General features: G+C 69.4%; 11 protein-coding genes. 7 read left to right on the top strand and 4 right to left on the bottom strand.

Going from position 1 to position 16284, the window contains the following annotated elements; all coding sequences use genetic code 11:
- The first annotated feature begins 27 nt into the window (after nucleotides 1-27).
- Together ppk2 and ACX938_RS17425 are read left to right on the top strand one after the other, a co-directional pair.
- Complete coding sequence (ppk2, locus tag ACX938_RS17430) at nucleotides 28-897, top strand: polyphosphate kinase 2 (protein WP_459431993.1); 870 nt, start codon at nucleotides 28-30, stop codon at nucleotides 895-897.
- Nucleotides 890-1507, top strand: a complete 618-nt coding sequence (locus ACX938_RS17425) for a TetR/AcrR family transcriptional regulator (protein WP_232753030.1) — start codon at nucleotides 890-892, stop codon at nucleotides 1505-1507. The genes ppk2 and ACX938_RS17425 overlap by 8 nt, the downstream gene beginning before the upstream one ends.
- A 67-nt stretch (nucleotides 1508-1574) precedes the next feature.
- Here ACX938_RS17425 and der read toward each other — a convergent pair whose 3' ends face one another.
- The 3 genes from der to ACX938_RS17410 form a co-directional block, all read right to left on the bottom strand.
- On the bottom strand, nucleotides 1575-3035 hold the full coding sequence (der, locus tag ACX938_RS17420; RefSeq protein WP_459431992.1) for a ribosome biogenesis GTPase Der: 1461 nt from the start codon (nucleotides 3033-3035) through the stop codon (nucleotides 1575-1577).
- Nucleotides 3036-3107: 72 nt separating this feature from the next.
- The gene (locus tag ACX938_RS17415) at nucleotides 3108-4448 is read right to left on the bottom strand and encodes an outer membrane protein assembly factor BamB family protein (protein ID WP_459431991.1); all 1341 of its coding nucleotides are present in this window, start codon (nucleotides 4446-4448) and stop codon (nucleotides 3108-3110) included.
- A 61-nt stretch (nucleotides 4449-4509) separates the two neighbouring features.
- Nucleotides 4510-5172, bottom strand: coding sequence for a tetratricopeptide repeat protein (locus ACX938_RS17410; protein ID WP_459431990.1), 663 nt, complete (start codon nucleotides 5170-5172; stop codon nucleotides 4510-4512).
- A 286-nt stretch (nucleotides 5173-5458) separates the two neighbouring features.
- On the opposite strand from ACX938_RS17410, the gene ACX938_RS17405 reads away from it, so the two are divergent.
- From ACX938_RS17405 to ACX938_RS17390, 4 genes are all read left to right on the top strand, one after another.
- The gene (locus tag ACX938_RS17405) at nucleotides 5459-6784 is read left to right on the top strand and encodes an efflux RND transporter periplasmic adaptor subunit (RefSeq protein WP_459431989.1); all 1326 of its coding nucleotides are present in this window, start codon (nucleotides 5459-5461) and stop codon (nucleotides 6782-6784) included.
- Nucleotides 6781-10500: an efflux RND transporter permease subunit gene (locus ACX938_RS17400; RefSeq protein ID WP_459431988.1), complete on the top strand. Its 3720-nt coding sequence runs from the start codon at nucleotides 6781-6783 to the stop codon at nucleotides 10498-10500. The genes ACX938_RS17405 and ACX938_RS17400 overlap by 4 nt, the downstream gene beginning before the upstream one ends.
- 68 nt (nucleotides 10501-10568) lie before the next feature.
- Entirely contained in the window at nucleotides 10569-12407 is a 1839-nt protein-coding gene (locus ACX938_RS17395; RefSeq protein ID WP_459431987.1) for an ABCB family ABC transporter ATP-binding protein/permease, read from the top strand.
- Nucleotides 12407-12748 (top strand): hypothetical protein, encoded by a 342-nt coding sequence (locus tag ACX938_RS17390; protein WP_459431986.1) that lies wholly within the window; start codon nucleotides 12407-12409, stop codon nucleotides 12746-12748. Before ACX938_RS17395 ends, ACX938_RS17390 begins: the two co-directional genes overlap by 1 nt.
- Before the next feature lie 232 nt (nucleotides 12749-12980).
- Here ACX938_RS17390 and ACX938_RS17385 read toward each other — a convergent pair whose 3' ends face one another.
- The gene (locus ACX938_RS17385) at nucleotides 12981-13754 is read right to left on the bottom strand and encodes a 3-hydroxybutyrate dehydrogenase (RefSeq protein WP_232753038.1); all 774 of its coding nucleotides are present in this window, start codon (nucleotides 13752-13754) and stop codon (nucleotides 12981-12983) included.
- A 304-nt stretch (nucleotides 13755-14058) separates the two neighbouring features.
- Between ACX938_RS17385 and ACX938_RS17380 the strand changes: the two genes are divergently transcribed.
- Entirely contained in the window at nucleotides 14059-15879 is a 1821-nt protein-coding gene (locus ACX938_RS17380) for an extracellular solute-binding protein (RefSeq protein ID WP_459431985.1), read from the top strand.
- Nucleotides 15880-16284 lie beyond the last annotated feature (405 nt).

Raw genomic sequence — 16284 nt, 5'->3', positions numbered from 1 at the left:
GACCCCGAGGCCCGCGAGGAACCCGCCATGTCCAAGCCCTTCGACGGCGCCATCAGCGCCTTCTACCAAGACGGCGCCCCCGAAGAGATCCGCCGCGCCATCGCCGGGGCCGACCGCAAGGACATGCTCGATCCCGACTATCCGCATGCCCGTCGGATGGGCCGCGACGCCTACGAGGCCCAGCTCGCCGCGCTGCAGATCGAGCTGGTGAAGATGCAGGCCTGGGTGAAATCCACGGGCGCGCGGGTCGTGGTGGTCTTCGAGGGCCGGGACGCGGCGGGAAAAGGCGGCACGATCAAGCGCTTCCGCGAGAACCTGAACCCCCGCGGCGCGCGGGTGGCGGCCCTGCCGAAACCCTCGGACACCGAGGCCTCGCAGTGGTATTTCCAGCGCTACATCCAGCATCTGCCCGCCGCGGGCGAGATCGTCTTCTTCGACCGCTCCTGGTACAACCGCGGCGTGGTCGAACATGTCTTCGGCTTCTGCACGCCAGAGGAGCGCGAGCTCTTCTTCGCCCAGGTCACGGATTTCGAGCGGATGCTGGTCAACGACGGCATCCGGCTCACCAAGTTCTGGCTGAACGTCGGCCGGGCCGAGCAGCTGCGCCGCTTCCTCGCCCGCGAGGGCGATCCCTTGAAACACTGGAAGCTGTCCTGGATCGACGTCGAGGGCCTGAAGAAATGGGACGCCTATGGCGCCTCCATCGGCGAGACGCTGGAGCGTTCCGACAGCCCGCATGCCCCCTGGACGGTGATCCGCAGCGACGACAAGCGCCGCGCGCGGCTCGCCGCGATCCGGCACGTGCTGGCCGGGCTCGACTACGATCAGAAGGACCCCGACGCCCTGGGCACGCCCGACGGCGCGATCTGCGGAGGGCGCGACATCTGGCATGTCTAAACGCGGCTATCATCACGGCAACCTCAAGCAGGCGCTGATCGACGCGGCGCTGGAGCTGATCGAGGAGCGCGGCCCCACCGGCTTTACCCTGTCGGAGGCGGCCAAGCGCGCGGGCGTGACCCCGGCGGCGATCTACCGGCATTTCGACGGCCGCGAGGCGCTGATCGCCGAGGCCGCCCGGCAGGGCTACGAGATCTTCGTCGACGTCATGGAATACGCCTACGAGTCGCGCCAGCCCTCGGCGCTGGCGGCCTTCGAGGCCACCGGCGAGGCATATTTGGCCTTCGCGCGGCGCTACCCGGGCCATTACATCGCGATGTTCGAATCCGGGGTCTCGGTGAACCACAGTCCCGCGCTTGCCAGCGTCGCCAACCGCGCCTGGTCGGTCTTGGAACGCGCGGCGGCGGATCTTTCCAAGCACATCCCCGAGGACCGGCGCCCGCCGGCGCAGATGTTCTCGGCCCATATCTGGGCGATGTGCCACGGGGTGGTGGAGCTCTTCGCGCGGAACTCGCCGGGCAACAAGTCGCCCTTTCCGGCCGACCAGCTGCTCGAGACCGGCATCGGCGTCTACCTGCGCGGCCTCGGGCTGATCCCGCCGGACAATTGAGCCATCGCGCGAGGAACGCGCGCCAGCCCCTTGGTCCGGCGCGCTTTCCCTGCGCGGCGCAAGCCGCCTAGCCGGTGTTCTTCTTCAGGTGCTTCTTCAGCGCGCCGGCGTTCTTCTGACGCCGCGCCCGGTAGGGGTTCTTGTCGCCCTGTCCGCGCATCACCAGCCGGATCGGCGTGCCGGGCATGTCGAAATCCGCGCGCAGCCCGTTCACCAGGTAGCGCGTGTAGCTGTCGGGGATGCGGTCGGGATGCGAGCACATCACCACGAAATGCGGCGGCCGGGTCTTGGCCTGGGTCATGTAGCGCAGCTTGATCCGGCGGCCCTGCGGCGCGGGCGGCGGATGGGCCTCGACCATGGCGCCGAGCCAGCGGTTGAGCTGCGCCGTCGGCACCCGGCGGTTCCAGACCTCATGGGCGCGGATCACCGCCGCCTGAAGCCGGTCGAGGCCGCGCCCGGTCTTGGCCGAGACGGTCACGAGGGGCGCGCCGCGAAGCTGCGGCAGGAGCCGCTCGAAGGCCTCGCGCAGGGAGGACAGCTTGGCGTTCTTCTCGGGCTCGAGGTCCCATTTGTTCACCGCCACGACCACCGCGCGGCCTTCGCGTTCGGCCAGGTCGGCGATGCGCAGGTCCTGCTGTTCGAAGGGGATCGCGGCGTCGAGCAGGACCACCACGACCTCGGCGAACTTGACCGCGCGCAGCCCGTCGGAGACCGACATCCGCTCGAGCTTGTCCTGCACCTTGGACTTCTTGCGCATGCCCGCGGTGTCGAAGATCCGCGTCGGCGTACCGCCCCAGTCGAGGCTGAGCGAGATCGCGTCGCGGGTGATGCCCGCCTCGGGGCCGGTGAGCAGCCGGTCCTCGCCCAGAAGCGCGTTGATCAGCGTCGACTTGCCGGCGTTCGGGCGGCCCACCACGGCGACCTGCAGGGGCTTTTCCTCGGTCGGCACGGGCATGGCCTCGTCGGCCTCCTCGGAGACCGGCAGGCTCAGCTCGGGCATGGCCGCCTCGGCCTCGGCCTCGACCTCGGCGAAGCGGTCCGAGATCGGCAGCAGCGCGGAATAGAGGTCCGGCATGCCCTCGCCGTGTTCCGAGGACAGCGCCAGCGGCTCGCCGAGCCCGAGGTTCCAGGCCTCGATCACGCCGGCCTCGGCGGCGCGGCCCTCGGCCTTGTTGGCGACCAGGATCACCTCGCCCGCGCGCTTGCGCAGGATGTCGGCGAAGATCTCGTCGGTGGGGGTGATGCCGGTCCGCGCGTCGACCATGAAGAGGCAGACGTCGGCCTCGTCCACGGCGCGTTCGGTCAGCCGCCGCATCCGCCCCTCGAGCGAGTCGTCGGTGGCATCCTCGAGCCCCGCGGTATCGACCACGGTGAAGTTCAGGTCGCCCAGCCGCGCCTCGCCTTCGCGCAGGTCGCGGGTCACCCCCGGCTGGTCGTCGACAAGCGCCAGCCGCTTGCCCACCAGGCGGTTGAACAGCGTGGACTTGCCCACGTTGGGGCGGCCGACAATGGCTAGTTTGAAGGACATGGGCGCACCGGCCTTTCGGATCGCGTCAGAGCCACGCGACCTAATCCATTTGTCCTGCCGTGAAAAGGGGCCTCAGCGGAAGGCGTGCAGCCGGCCGCGCTTGGAGACGACGTAAAGCGTGCCATTGGCCACGATCGGCCGCGTGGTCGCCCCGCCCGGCACCTCCACCGAGCCCGCCAGCGCCCCGTCCGAGGGCCGGAAGAACCGGATCAGCCCGTCCGAGGAGGCCACGGCCAGGTGGCCGCCCACGAGGATCGGCCCGTGGTTGGCATAGGCCCGGTCGCGGCGCCGCATGGGGCGGCGGCTCTCGACCCAGCCGGGCAGTTCCACCGCCCAGATGCGCTCGCCGGTCTCGGCGTCGATGCGCACCAGCTCGTGCAGGTCGGAGACCACATAGACCGAGCCGCCCGCGGCCCAGGGCATGTCGAAGGCGCCCATGGGCACGGTCCAGCGGCGCTCGCCGGAATAGAGATCGAAGGCCGCGAAGCGCCCGGAGTGGCTGCCCGCATAGACGGTCTCGCCGGCGATCAGCGGGTCGCCCGAGATGTCGTCCACGGTGGAAAGCGCCCGGCCCGTGCGCCGCCCGGCGAGGTCCGCCGACCAGAGCGACAGCCCGCCCTGCTGGAAGGTCGACTGCATGGTGCCCGCGCCGAAGGAGAAGATCACCCGGTCGCCGCCAAGCGCCGGGGCCGGCGCGCCCGCGACGTTGTTCACGTCGCCCGCGGCCCCGTCGAACTGCCAGCGCACGCGGCCGTTGCCGGTCTCGATGGCCCAGGCGATGTTGTCGCTCGAGGTCACATAGACCAGCCCGCCCGAGACGGTGGGCGCCCCGGTCGCCGTGGCGTCGAGCTCCTGGCGCCAGATCGGCGCGCCGCTCGAGGCATCGAGCGCGGTCAGGACGCCGAAGCCCGAGGAGACGTAGAGCACCCCGTCGGCCACCGCGAGCCCGCCGCCCTGGGCCTGGCGCGCGCCGTCGCGCGGCGGCACGACCGAATGGCTCCAGGCCTGGGCGCCGTCGGGCGTGGTGGCGGTGACGGTGAAATCCGAGGACATCGTGTAGATCGCCCGGCCATCGGTCACCGGGTCGACGTTCAGCCGGACCTTGCGGCCGTCGCCGTCGCCGATGTTCGCCGACCAGAGCGGCGCGACCGGCAGCGACAGGTCCGCATGGGTGGTCCGCAGGGCCTGGGTGACCGGGCTTTGCGCCCATTGGCCGTTGCGCTGCGCGGCGGGCAGCGCCGCGGGCAGGCTCTGGTTCTCGGTCTCGGCGTAGCGATAGGGATCGGCCGCGCCCTCGGTGGTGAGCACCTCGCGCAGGCCCATGCGTTCGCCCGGAAGGATCGCCTCCGGTCCGCCGCAGGCCGCAAGCAGCGTCAGGCCCGCGAGCCCTGCCAGTATCGTCCCGTTCCGCACGCTATCGCCCCCGTTCGCCCGTGTTCGTCGTGCCGTCCCTGCCCCTTGGGGCGCGCCGGGATCAGCCGGTCTGCAGCTCTCCGCCGAGCGCAACAATCAACTGAGACGCCCGCTGGCGCAAGCCCTGCGTCACCTCCGAATCCGACAGGATCGCGGTCAGCCGCTCAAGCGCCGCCTCGCGGTTGCCGGTCTCGATCTCGATCAGCGCGAGCTGCTCGCTGGCCAGCAGTCTCAGCGGGTTACCGGGCTGGGACAGCGCCTCGAAGCCCTGGCGGCGCTCCTCGGGGGCCATGGTGGCCGCGCCCTCGGTCAGCGCCTTGAAGCTCGCGATGTTGCGGTAGATCTCGGCCACCTCGCCGTTGGTGGCGACCTGTTCCAGCGCCGCGACGGCGGCGTCGCTTTCGCCCGCCTCGGCGCTCTGGCCGGCCTCGATCAGGCGCAGCATGGCGGCCGCGCTGTCGTTCGGCGGGGTGATCTCGGACAAGGCCGCACGGCGGTCGGCCAGCTCCTCGGCCTCGAGCGCGGCGAGGATCGCCGAGCCGAAGCCCTGCGCCTCGGCGCGGGCGGTGGCCGCCTGGTATTCCCGCCAGGCCGCGCCGCCGACGATCAGAAGGACCACGAGGACCGCGATCCAGCCGTAGCGCCGCAGATAGCCGTAAAGCCGGTCGCGGCGGACTTCCTCGGTCACTTCGTTGATGAAGCTGTCGGTGTCGGTATTGCTCAAGGCCGGCTCCCTGCTCGCCCGCGTTTCGGCCCCTCTTACACGCAGCTTCCGGGCCTCACAAGCGGGCCGCCCGGGGGCGATTTGCCCGATTTTCGTGCTTTTCCCGCGACAGAGCGCGCAAAACCCGGGGGTGGGCGGCATTTTGCGCCTTGCATGGTGGGGCCTCTGACTTGAAGGCCAATGGCGCGACACTTAATCTAAACGGAACGGTTCAGCGTATCTCACGCAGACGTTGCCAACCACAGGCGGTGCGCCCCCGGCGCCTGCCGAGATCCAGGACGACCCGATGCGCCTCTTGCCCCTCCTGACCGCGCTCCTCGTCGCTGCCGCGCTTTATGGCATCGTCATCGAACGGGACCGCCTTCTGAACTTTGCCCGCGACATCGCGCCTTCGGCGCTCTCGGGCGAGGCGCCCTCCGCCCCCGAGGAGACCGCCGCCGAGGCCACGCCGGAGCCCGCGCCCGAACCCGAGGCCGAGGCCAAAGGCGCGGTGAAGGTCATGGCGCGCGCCAGCACCGCCCAGGAGATTGACGCCCAGGTGCTTCTGCGCGGCGAGACCGAGGCCGCCCGCATGGTCGAGGTCATGGCCGAGACCACTGGCCGGGTGATCTCGGACCCGCTGCGCAAGGGCGCCTTCGTCGAGGCCGGTGAGGCGCTCTGCGTGCTCGACCCCGGCACCCGCGAGGTTTCCCTGGCCGAGGCCGAGGCCTCGCTCGCCGATGCGCGCTCGCGCGTGCCCGAGGCCGAGGCCCGCATCCCCGAGGCCGAGGCCCGGGTCGCCGAGGCCGAAGCCGCGCTCGAGGAAGCCAATATCAACGCCAATGCCGCCAACCGCCTGTCGGAAAGCGGCTTCGCCTCCGACACCCGGGTTGCGGCGACCACCGCGGGGGTGCGTTCGGCGGAAGCGGCGGTCAGCTCGGCCCGCGCCGGGCTCGAAAGCGCCCGCGCCGGGGTGGAAAGCACCAAGGCCGCGATCGAAAGCGCCGAGGCCGCCGTGGCCCGCGCCGAGGACGAACTGGCCAAGACCACCATCAAGGCGCCCTTCGCGGGCCTTCTGGAAAGCGACACCGCCGAGCTTGGCGCGCTGATGCAATCGGGCGGCATGGGCGGCGCGCCCTGCGCCACGATCCTGCAGCTCGACCCGATCAAGCTGGTGGGCTTCGTCCCCGAAACCGAGGTTGGCCGCATCGAGGTCGGTGCTCCCGCCGGTGCGCGGCTGACCGAGGGCGGCGAGATCGCGGGCCGGGTGACCTTCGTGTCGCGCTCCGCCGATCCGGTGACCCGCACCTTCCGCGTCGAGGTCACCGCCGACAACGCGGGCCTGGCCATCTCCGCCGGGCAGACCGCCGAGATCGTGATCGAGGCCGAGGGCGAGCCCGCGCATCTCTTGCCGCAATCGGCGCTGACGCTGAACGACGAAGGCCAGATCGGCGTGCGCACCGTCACCGAGGAGCGGACCGCGCTCTTCCTGCCGGTCGAGATCCTGCGCGACACCGCCCGCGGCATCTTCGTCGGCGGGCTGCCCGATGAGGTCGACGTGATCCTTCTGGGGCAGGAATACGTGACCGACGGCGTGCCCGTGGCACCCTCCTACGAGGAGATCCTGCAATGACGGGAATCGTCGACTGGGCCGCCGGCCGCGCCCGGATGGTGCTGGCCTTCATCGCCCTGTCGCTGGCCGTCGGCGCCTTCGCCTATATCACCCTGCCGAAAGAGGGCGAGCCGGACATCGAGATCCCGGCGCTCTTCGTCTCCGTGCCCTTCCCCGGCATCTCCGCCGAGGACGCCGAGACGCTGCTGGTGAAGCCGATGGAGACCGAGCTGGCCGATCTCGACGGGCTCGACCGGATGTCGGCCACCGCCGCCGAGGGTTATGCCGGCGTGGCGCTGGAGTTCGAGTTCGGCTGGAACAAGACCCAGATCATGGCCGATGTGCGCGACGCCATGTCCAACGCCGAGGCCAAGTTCCCGGCCGGCGCCGAGCAGTATTCGATCAACGAGATCAACTTCTCGGAATTCCCCATCGTCATCGTGAACCTCACCGGCGACCTGCCCGAACGCACCATCGTGCGCGTGGCGCAGGACCTGCAGGACCGGCTCGAGGCGCTGGACCCGATCCTCGAGGCCGCCATCGCGGGTAACCGCGACGAGATGCTCGAGGTGATCATCGACCCGCTGAAGCTCGAAAGCTACAACGTCACCGCGGGCGACCTGATCAACGTGGTGCAGAACAACAACCAGCTGATCGCCGCGGGCGAGGTCGAGACCGAGACCGGCGCCTTCGCGGTGAAGATCCCCTCGAGCTTCGACGACGCCCGCGACGTCTACGACCTGCCGGTGAAGGTGAACGGCGACCGGGTGGTGACGCTGGGCGACCTGGCCACGATCAACCTCACCTTCGAGGACCGCACCTCCACGGCGCGCTTCGACGGCCAGCCTTCGGTCGCGCTGCAGGTGGTCAAGCGCAAGGGCTTCAACATCATCGACACCGTCGACCAGGTCGAGGCGGTCATCGCCGATGCCGAGGCCGGCTGGCCCGACGAGCTGCGCGCCGCGGTGGACCTTGGCACCTCGAACGACCAGTCGCGGCAGGTGGCCTCCATGGTCAGCCAGCTCGAGGGTTCGGTGCTGACCGCCATCGCGCTGGTGATGATCGTGGTGCTGGCCGCGCTCGGCACCCGGCCCGCCTTCCTGGTGGGTTTCGCCATTCCGACCTCCTTCCTTCTGTGCTTCGTGCTGCTCGCCGTCATGGGGGTCGCGGTCTCCAACATCGTGATGTTCGGGCTGATCCTCGCGGTCGGCATGCTGGTCGACGGCGCCATCGTGGTGGTCGAATACGCCGACAAGCGCATCTCCGAGGGCTCGGGCCCGATGCGCGCCTATGTCGAGGCCGCCAAGCGCATGTTCTGGCCGGTGGTCTCCTCCACGGCGACGACGCTCTGCGCCTTCCTGCCGATGCTCTTCTGGCCCGGCGTGCCGGGCGAGTTCATGGGCATGCTGCCGGTGACGCTGATCTTCGTCCTTTCGGCCTCGCTGGTCGTGGCGCTGGTCTACCTGCCGGTCATGGGCGGGGTCACGGGCCGCTTCTCGCGCACGCTGGAGAACGCCAGCCAGGGACTGCGCGCCGCCCTGCCCTGGGTGGTGCGTGCCGCACTGGTGCCGGTGGTCCTTTTCGGGCTGTTCCTCGGCGCCATGATGGTGCTGAACCCGGCCTATCTCTTCCCGCCGGTGGCCGAGGGCTGGGCCGGCCGTCTGCCGGGTGCCGTGGTCTTCGTCCTCTCGGCGGTGGCCGCCTCCATCGTCCTCGACGCCGCCGCGATCCGCCGCCAGCAGAAGCGCGTCCGCGCGGGCTACCGCCGCTCGCCCTTCGGCTGGTTCGTCGCGGCCATCGTCGCCAACCCGGTGGGCCCGATCGTCGCCATCGCCACGGTCGGCTTCTTCGTGGTCTCGACCTTCAGCTACTTCGGCGAGAACAACAACGGCGTGGAATTCTTCGTCGAGAGCGAGCCCGAGCAGGCGCTCCTCTACGTCCGCGCCCGCGGCAACCTGAGCCTCGCCGAGAAGGACGCGCTGGTGCGCCGCGCCGAGGCCATCGTCATGGCCCATCCCGGCACCCGCAACGCCTTCGCCTTCGCCGGCGACGGCGGGTTGACCTCGAACACCGGCGGCGCCGAGGCGCCCAAGGACACCATCGGCCAGATCCAGTTCGAGACCATCCCCTGGGAGGACCGCAAGGACGACCCATCGCTCGACGGCGACCGGGTCATCGCGGAGCTTTCCGAGGCGCTGGAGGTCATCCCCGGCATCCAGACCGAGGTGCTGAACCTCGCCATGGGCCCGGCCTCGGCCAAGCCCGTGCATCTGCGCATCAGCGGCGACAGCTGGACCGACCTTCTGGAGGCCGCGACCCGCGTCCGCGGCCAGTTCGACGCCACCCCGGGCCTGCGCCTGATCGAGGACAGCCGCCCCCTGCCCGGCATCGACTGGCAGATCGACGTCGACGTCGAGAAGGCCGGCCGCTACGGCGCCGATGTGGCCACCGTGGGCGCCATGGTGCAGCTCGTGACCCGGGGGCTCCTGCTCGACACCATGCGGGTCGACAGCTCCGACGAGGAGATCGACATCCGCGTGCGCCTGCCCGAGGAGGACCGGGTTCTCTCGACCCTCGACACGCTGAAGGTGCGCACCGCCGAAGGGCTGATCCCGCTGTCCAACTTCACCACCCGCGAGCCCGTCGCCAAGCTCGCCGAGATCAGCCGCGTCGGGCAGAAGCGCTATTTCGACGTGAAGGCAGATGTGGCGCCGAACCTCTTCAAGGCCGTCACCCCGGGCCCCCAGGGCACCACCGAGGCCACGCTGCGCCTCCTCGAGGGCGCGGCCAGCGCCGAGGGCGCCCCCGTGGTGGCGGCCCAGGGCGGCGCGCGTTACGCGGTCCTCGACATTGGCGCCGAGACCTCGCCCGAGGCGGTTTCCGACGCGCTCCAGGCCGGCGATCTGAGCCTCGTGCCGGTCACCCCCAACGAGCGCATCGCCACGCTGACCGCCTGGCTCGAGGCCAACCCGCTGGCCCCGGGGCTCGACTGGGAATGGACCGGCGACCAGGAGGACCAGGCCGAAAGCCAGGCCTTCCTCGGCCAGGCCTTCGCGGCGGCGCTCGGGCTGATGTTCATCATCCTGCTGGCGCAGTTCAATTCCTTCTACAACGCCGTGCTGGTGCTGCTGGCGGTGGTCTTGTCCACCACCGGGGTGCTGATCGGCATGCTGGTCATGGACCAGACCTTCTCGATCATCATGACCGGCACCGGGATCGTCGCACTCGCGGGAATCGTGGTGAACAACAACATCGTGCTGATCGACACCTACCAGGAATACGAGCGATACATGCCGCGCACCCAGGCGATCATCCGGACCGCCGAGGACCGCATCCGCCCGGTGCTCCTGACCACGATCACCACCATGGCGGGCCTCGCGCCGATGATGTTCGGCCTCTCGCTCGACTTCTTCGGCGGCGGCTATTCGATCGACAGCCCGACCGCGCTCTGGTGGAAGCAGCTTGCCACCGCGGTGGTCTTCGGGCTCGGCATCGCGACCTTCCTGACGCTGCTCTTCACGCCCTCGATGCTGGCGCTGCGGGTCTGGGTGACCACCTATGCCCGCTGGATCGCCCGCGCCTTCGCGCGGCTCTCCATGGGCCGCTCGAGCCGGGTCGCCCGCGACTGGGCGCTCAACCGCGAGGCCCGGGGGGTGCGCGCGCCGACGATCCTCTGGGAAGAGGCCGCCCCCGTCCCCGCCGAGGCCCGCGCCACGCCCTTGCGCGCCGCCGAGTGAACGCCGCCCCTCTGGCATCCCGGGCCGTCAGGGATTAAGCCGTCGCCAAGAGCGTGACAGGAGAGACGATGCCCAGCGACGCCCGTGCCGAAGCCGGCCCCGAGGCCCGTCAGATCGCCCGCGAGGAACGCCGCTCGGGGCTGCGCACCATCCGCAAGGCGGCGCCGCATCTCTGGCCCGCCGACAAGCCCTGGGTGAAGCGCCGCGTCTCGGTGGCGCTGGGGCTCCTGGTGCTGGCCAAGCTGATCGCCGTGGTCACGCCCTTCTTCTACAAGGCCGCCGTCGACGCGCTCTCGAACGAGCCCAGTGCCGCCTGGACGCTCGGCGCGGGCGCGGTGGCGCTGACCGTGGCCTACGGTATGTCGCGGCTGCTCAACACCGGCTTCCAGCAGCTCCGCGACGCGGTCTTCGCCAGGGTCGGGCAGAACGCGCTGAGGAAGCTCGCCCTCGACACCTTCCGCCACATCCACGCGCTCTCGCTGCGCTACCACCTGACCCGGCGCACCGGCGGGCTCAGCCGGATCATCGAGCGCGGGGTCAAGGGCGTCGACTTCCTGCTGCGCTTCCTGGTCTTCTCCATCGGCCCGCTGATCCTCGAGCTGACGCTGGTCGGGCTGGTGCTGCTCTTCCTCTTCGACGTCTGGTACCTGGTGGTCGTGGCCGCCACCATCGGGGCTTATGTCTGGTTCACCTTCAAGGTGACCGAATGGCGGGTGAAGCTGCGCCGCCAGATGAACGACCAGGACACCGACGCGAACCAGAAGGCGATCGATTCGCTCCTGAATTACGAGACGGTGAAATACTTCGGCGCCGAGGACCGCGAGGCCCGGCGCTACGACGGCGCCATGGAGGGCTACGAGCGCGCCGCGGTGAAGACCGCCACCTCGCTGGCCTTCCTGAACTTCGGCCAGGCGCTGATCATCACCACCGGGCTGGTGCTGGTCATGGTCATGGCCGCAAGGGGCGTCGCCGCCGGCGCCATGACCGTGGGCGATTTCGTCATGGTCAACGCCTATATGATCCAGATCATCACGCCCCTGAACTTCCTCGGCACGGTCTACCGCGAGATCCGCCAGGCGCTGGTCGACATGGGCGAGATGTTCGACCTGCTGGAACAGCCCGCCGATGTCTCCGAGGCCCCCGACGCCCGCCCCCTCGCGGTGAAAGGCGGCGCGGTCAGCTTCGAGGACGTGCGCTTTTCCTACGACGGCGACCGCGACATCCTGAAGGGTGTCTCGATCACGGTGGGCGCGGGCGAAAGCGTGGCGCTGGTCGGCCCCTCGGGCTCGGGCAAATCCACCATCGGGCGGCTGCTCTTCCGCTTCTACGACGTCACCGGCGGGGCAATCCGCATCGACGGGCAGGACCTGCGCGATCTGACCCTCGACAGCCTGCATGGCGCCATCGGCGTGGTCCCCCAGGACACGGTGCTCTTCAACGACACGATCCGCTACAACATCGCCTACGGCCGCGAAGAGGCCAGCGAGGCCGAGGTGATCGAGGCCGCCCGCGCCGCGCAGATCCACGACTTCATCCTCTCCCTGCCCCAGGGCTACGACACCCAGGTGGGCGAGCGCGGGCTGAAGCTCTCGGGCGGCGAGAAGCAGCGCGTGGGCATCGCCCGGACGCTCCTGAAGAACCCGCCGATCCTGCTCCTGGACGAGGCCACCTCGGCGCTCGACACCGACACCGAGGCCGGCATCCAGGGCGCGCTCGCCCGCGCCGGCGAAGGCCGCACCGTGCTGACCATCGCGCATAGGCTTTCGACCATCGCCGATGCCGACCGGATCGTGGTCCTGCAGGAGGGCCAGGTGATCGAGGAAGGCAGCCATGCCGCGCTCCTCGATGAGGGCGGGCGCTACGCCCAGCTCTGGCACCGCCAGCAGGCCGAGGACGACGCCGCCTGATGGCGCGCAAGGCGCACCCGGACACCCCCGACGGGCGCTATTTCGTCGCCAAATCGCGGCTCTGGCGCAAAACCAACCCCGGCCTCGACGAGACCGCCCGCCGCGCGGAAGTCAAACGCCTGATGCAGGCCCGGCGCGCCGTGGGCCAGGCGCAGACCCCCGAGGCAGAGACCGAGGCCCGCGCCGCCGTCGATGCCGCCAAACGCGCGCTCGGCGAACGCGGTCCGGTCTGGTGGCAGGACGGCGCCCCCGACGAAGGCGGCAAACACCCGCAGAACTCCAGCTACGCAGACTGGTGGCAGACCCTCCCGCCCGAAGCCCGCGCCGCCGGCGAAAGCTGACGCCTCCACCCTCACAGCGCCTGGGCGCCCCCCCTCAAGAAGCGCCACCCCTTGAGGCATGGCCGGGCCCAAAATACTCCGGGAGCGCGAGGGCAGCGCCCTCGCCCGCGGGCCGATCGGCACGATCGGCCTGCCAGACAAGACGGCCCCGCCACTTGGGCGGGGCCGACACTCAGATCAGCGACCAGTCACCAACAAAACAACCGGCAAACCCTCACCGGCACGCCCCTGCTCACAAGGCCGTCCAGCCCCCGTCGACCGAGATCGTCGTCCCGGTGATCTGGTCCGCCGCCGGCGAGCAGAGGAACACGGCGGTGCCGCCGATCTGGTCGACCGTGGCGAACTCCTTCGAAGGCTGGCGGTCGAGGATGACCTTCTCGGTCACCTCCTCCTCGGTCATGTCGTATTTCTTCGCGGTGTCGGGGATCTGCGCCTCGACCAACGGCGTGCGCACGTAGCCCGGGCAGATCGCATTGGCGGTGATCGGCTCGCGCGCGGTCTCGAGCGCGACGGTCTTGGTCATGCCCACCACCCCGTGCTTGGCCGCGATATAGGCGGATTTGTAGGGCGAGGCGGTCAGCCCATGGGCCGAGGCCACGTTGACCACCCGGCCCCAGCCCGCCTTGCGCATCAAGGGCAGCGCCGCGGCGGTGCAATGGAAGGCCGAGGACATGTTGATCGCGATGATCGCGTCCCATTTCTCGACCGGGAACTCGTCGATCGGCGCGACATGCTGGATGCCGGCGTTATTGACCAGGATGTCGCAGGCCCCGGCCTCCTCGATCAGCCGGCGGCAGTCCTCGCCCTTCGACATGTCGGCCGAGATGTAGCGCGCGGTGACGCCGAACTCGGCGCCGATCTCCTCGGCCAGCTTGTGGTCCTCGTCCCGATCGGTGAAGGAGTTCAGCACCACGTCGGCGCCGGCGCCCGCCAGCGCCCGCGCGACGCCCAGCCCGATGCCGGAATTGGAGCCGGTGATGACGGCGGTCTTGCCCTTGAGGTTCATCTGGTAGGTCTCTCCTGCTCTCTCGCGGCGCCGGGCGTGCCGGCGCGATGCTGCAACTGCGAGACTATCACCCGAGACCGGGGGCGGCTTCCACCCGCCGGGGAAGCGTGCGACCAAAAAAAACGCCGGCACGAGGCCGGCGTTCAGTTATTGAGGCAGGTTTCATACAGGCAAGAAACCTATCGAGCAGTGCCTTAGTGATAAGCGAGAATGACCTGACTGCCAAGCTAAAAGTTTGATAACCCTCCGGCCCCCCGTTACTTTTGCATCACAAGCACGCGGGCAGAAAAGGACCGGGCAGATCATGGCAGCACTTCACTTCCACAAATTCGCCCGGGGCGCGGCGCTGGCGCTTCTCGCCGAGCTGGCCGGGCCGGCCTTTGCCGAGCCGCAGCATGGCATCGCTATGTATGGCGATCCCGCGCTCCCACCGGATTTTGTGGCCCTGCCCTATGCCAACCCCGAGGCGCCCCAGGGCGGGCGCATCGTCACCGCCGAGGTCGGCAGCTTCGACAGCCTCAACCCGCATATCCTCAAGGGCTCCACCCCCTGGGCGCTGCGCTTCCTGGCCTACGAGAGCCTGATGGGGCGGAACTGGAACGAGCCCTTCTCGCTCTACGGTCTGCTGGCCGAATCGATCGAGGTGCCCGAGGACCGCTCCTGGGTGGAGTTCACCCTGCGCGAGGAGGCCGCCTTCTCGGACGGCAGCCCGGTCACCGTCGAGGATGTCATGTGGTCCTACGAGACGCTCGGCACCGAGGGCCACCCGCGCTACCGCGGCGCCTGGGCCAAGGTCGAGACCATGGAGCAGACCGGCCCGCGCTCGCTGCGCTTCACCTTCAACGTCGAGGACCGCGAGCTGCCCCTGATCCTCGGGCTGCGCCCGATCCTGAAGAAGGCGCAATGGGCGGAGGCCGAGTTCACCGAATCGGGGCTCGACACCATCCCACTCGGCACCGCGCCCTATGTGGTCTCGGATTTCGAGGCGGGGCGGCATGTCACCCTGACCCGCAACCGCGACTACTGGGGCGACGACCTGCCCTTCATGAACGGCCAGGCCAATCTCGACGAGATCCGCATGGAGTTCTTCGGCGACGCCCAGGCGATGTTCGAGGCGCTGAAGGGCGGCATCATCAACTCCCACCGCGAGACCAACGCCGACAAATGGGAGACGCAATACGACTTCCCCGCCGTCGAGCGCGGCGAGATCGTGAAATCGGTGATCCCGCACCAGCGCCCCTCGGGCATGATCGGCTTCGTGATGAACACCCGCCGCGACCAGTTCGACGACTGGCGGGTGCGCTCGGCCATGCTGCATGCCTTCAACTTCGAGTTCATCAACGACGCCATGACCGGCGGCCGGCAGGAGCGCATCACCTCCTATTTCTCGAACTCGATCCTGGGCATGACCCCGGGGCCCGCCGAGGGCCGGGTGCGGGAGTATCTCGAACCCTATGCGGATGAGCTCCTGCCCGGCGCGCTCGAGGGCTATGAGCTGCCCAAGGGCGACGGCTCGGCGCGCAACCGCGGCAATATCCGCAAGGCCATCGGGCTCATGGAAGAGGCGGGCTATACCATCGAGGACGGCGTGATGACCGGCCCCGACGGCCAGCCCTTCACCTTCGAGATCCTGCTCGCCCAGGGCAGCCAGGAGAACCAGGCGGTGATCGACATCTACGTCCAGGCGCTCGAGCGCATGGGCATCACGCCGAAGATCACCGCGATCGACCCCGCCCAGCACACCGAGCGGCTCAATGCCTTCGACTTCGACATGGCCTATTACCAGCGCGGCCTGTCGCTCTCGCCCGGCAACGAGCAGAAGCTCTATTTCGGCGCCGAGGCGGCCGACCAGGAGGGCTCGCGCAACCTCATGGGCGTGAAAAGCGCCGCGGTCGACGGGCTGATCGACGAGATGCTGAACGCCGGCTCGACCGATGATTTCATCGCCGCGACCCAGGCGCTCGACCGGGTGCTGACCACGGGGCGCTACGTGATCCCGGTCTACCAGTGGAACGTCAGCCGCATCGCCCATGCCAAGGAGCTGAGCTACCCCGAGACGGTGCCGATCTACGGCGATTGGTTCACCTGGCAGACCGACGTCTGGTGGTGGGACAAGAACAAGTGAGGCTGCCGCGGGGGTGATCCCGCGGGGGTTTAGAGTATGGCGACGGGCCGGCCTGGGAGGGGTGGCCCGGCGTGGTTCGTTTGGGGGGTGAGGGTTTCGGATGGTGCGGGGGCGGCGTAATTCGACGCGCCGGAACATCGTTCTCGGGTCCGCTGACGCCTGACCTTTTGGGTGGGCGCCGAATTACCGAGAGCCCGGTATTTCATACCGTGTCATCCAGAGACGCCTTCGGTGCAACAGACCACAGGTCACCGCCAGGCCCCCTCACACCCCGCACCAACAAAGGGCGCGCGCCGGACCGGGGGCCGGCGCTGCTGCCCTCTGAGCGGGGCGCTTTATCCATGCAAGGTCAGGACTAGAGGCAAACTAGGCGCACCACCCCAAGGAGCGCCGGCCCAAAGGGCC

The organism is Roseivivax sp. (assembly GCF_054552075.1).
The sequence above is the reverse complement of the archived record's forward strand: the minus strand, read 5'-3'. Positions and strand labels throughout refer to the sequence as shown.

Coding starts and splice junctions, on each gene's coding strand:
- ppk2 (WP_459431993.1), top strand. CDS start 28: ATGTCCAAGCCCTTCGACGGCGCCATCAGCGCCTTCTACCAAGACGGC.
- ACX938_RS17425 (WP_232753030.1), top strand. CDS start 890: ATGTCTAAACGCGGCTATCATCACGGCAACCTCAAGCAGGCGCTGATC.
- der (WP_459431992.1), bottom strand. CDS start 3,035: ATGTCCTTCAAACTAGCCATTGTCGGCCGCCCCAACGTGGGCAAGTCC.
- ACX938_RS17405 (WP_459431989.1), top strand. CDS start 5,459: ATGCGCCTCTTGCCCCTCCTGACCGCGCTCCTCGTCGCTGCCGCGCTT.
- ACX938_RS17400 (WP_459431988.1), top strand. CDS start 6,781: ATGACGGGAATCGTCGACTGGGCCGCCGGCCGCGCCCGGATGGTGCTG.
- ACX938_RS17395 (WP_459431987.1), top strand. CDS start 10,569: ATGCCCAGCGACGCCCGTGCCGAAGCCGGCCCCGAGGCCCGTCAGATC.
- ACX938_RS17390 (WP_459431986.1), top strand. CDS start 12,407: ATGGCGCGCAAGGCGCACCCGGACACCCCCGACGGGCGCTATTTCGTC.
- ACX938_RS17385 (WP_232753038.1), bottom strand. CDS start 13,754: ATGAACCTCAAGGGCAAGACCGCCGTCATCACCGGCTCCAATTCCGGC.
- ACX938_RS17380 (WP_459431985.1), top strand. CDS start 14,059: ATGGCAGCACTTCACTTCCACAAATTCGCCCGGGGCGCGGCGCTGGCG.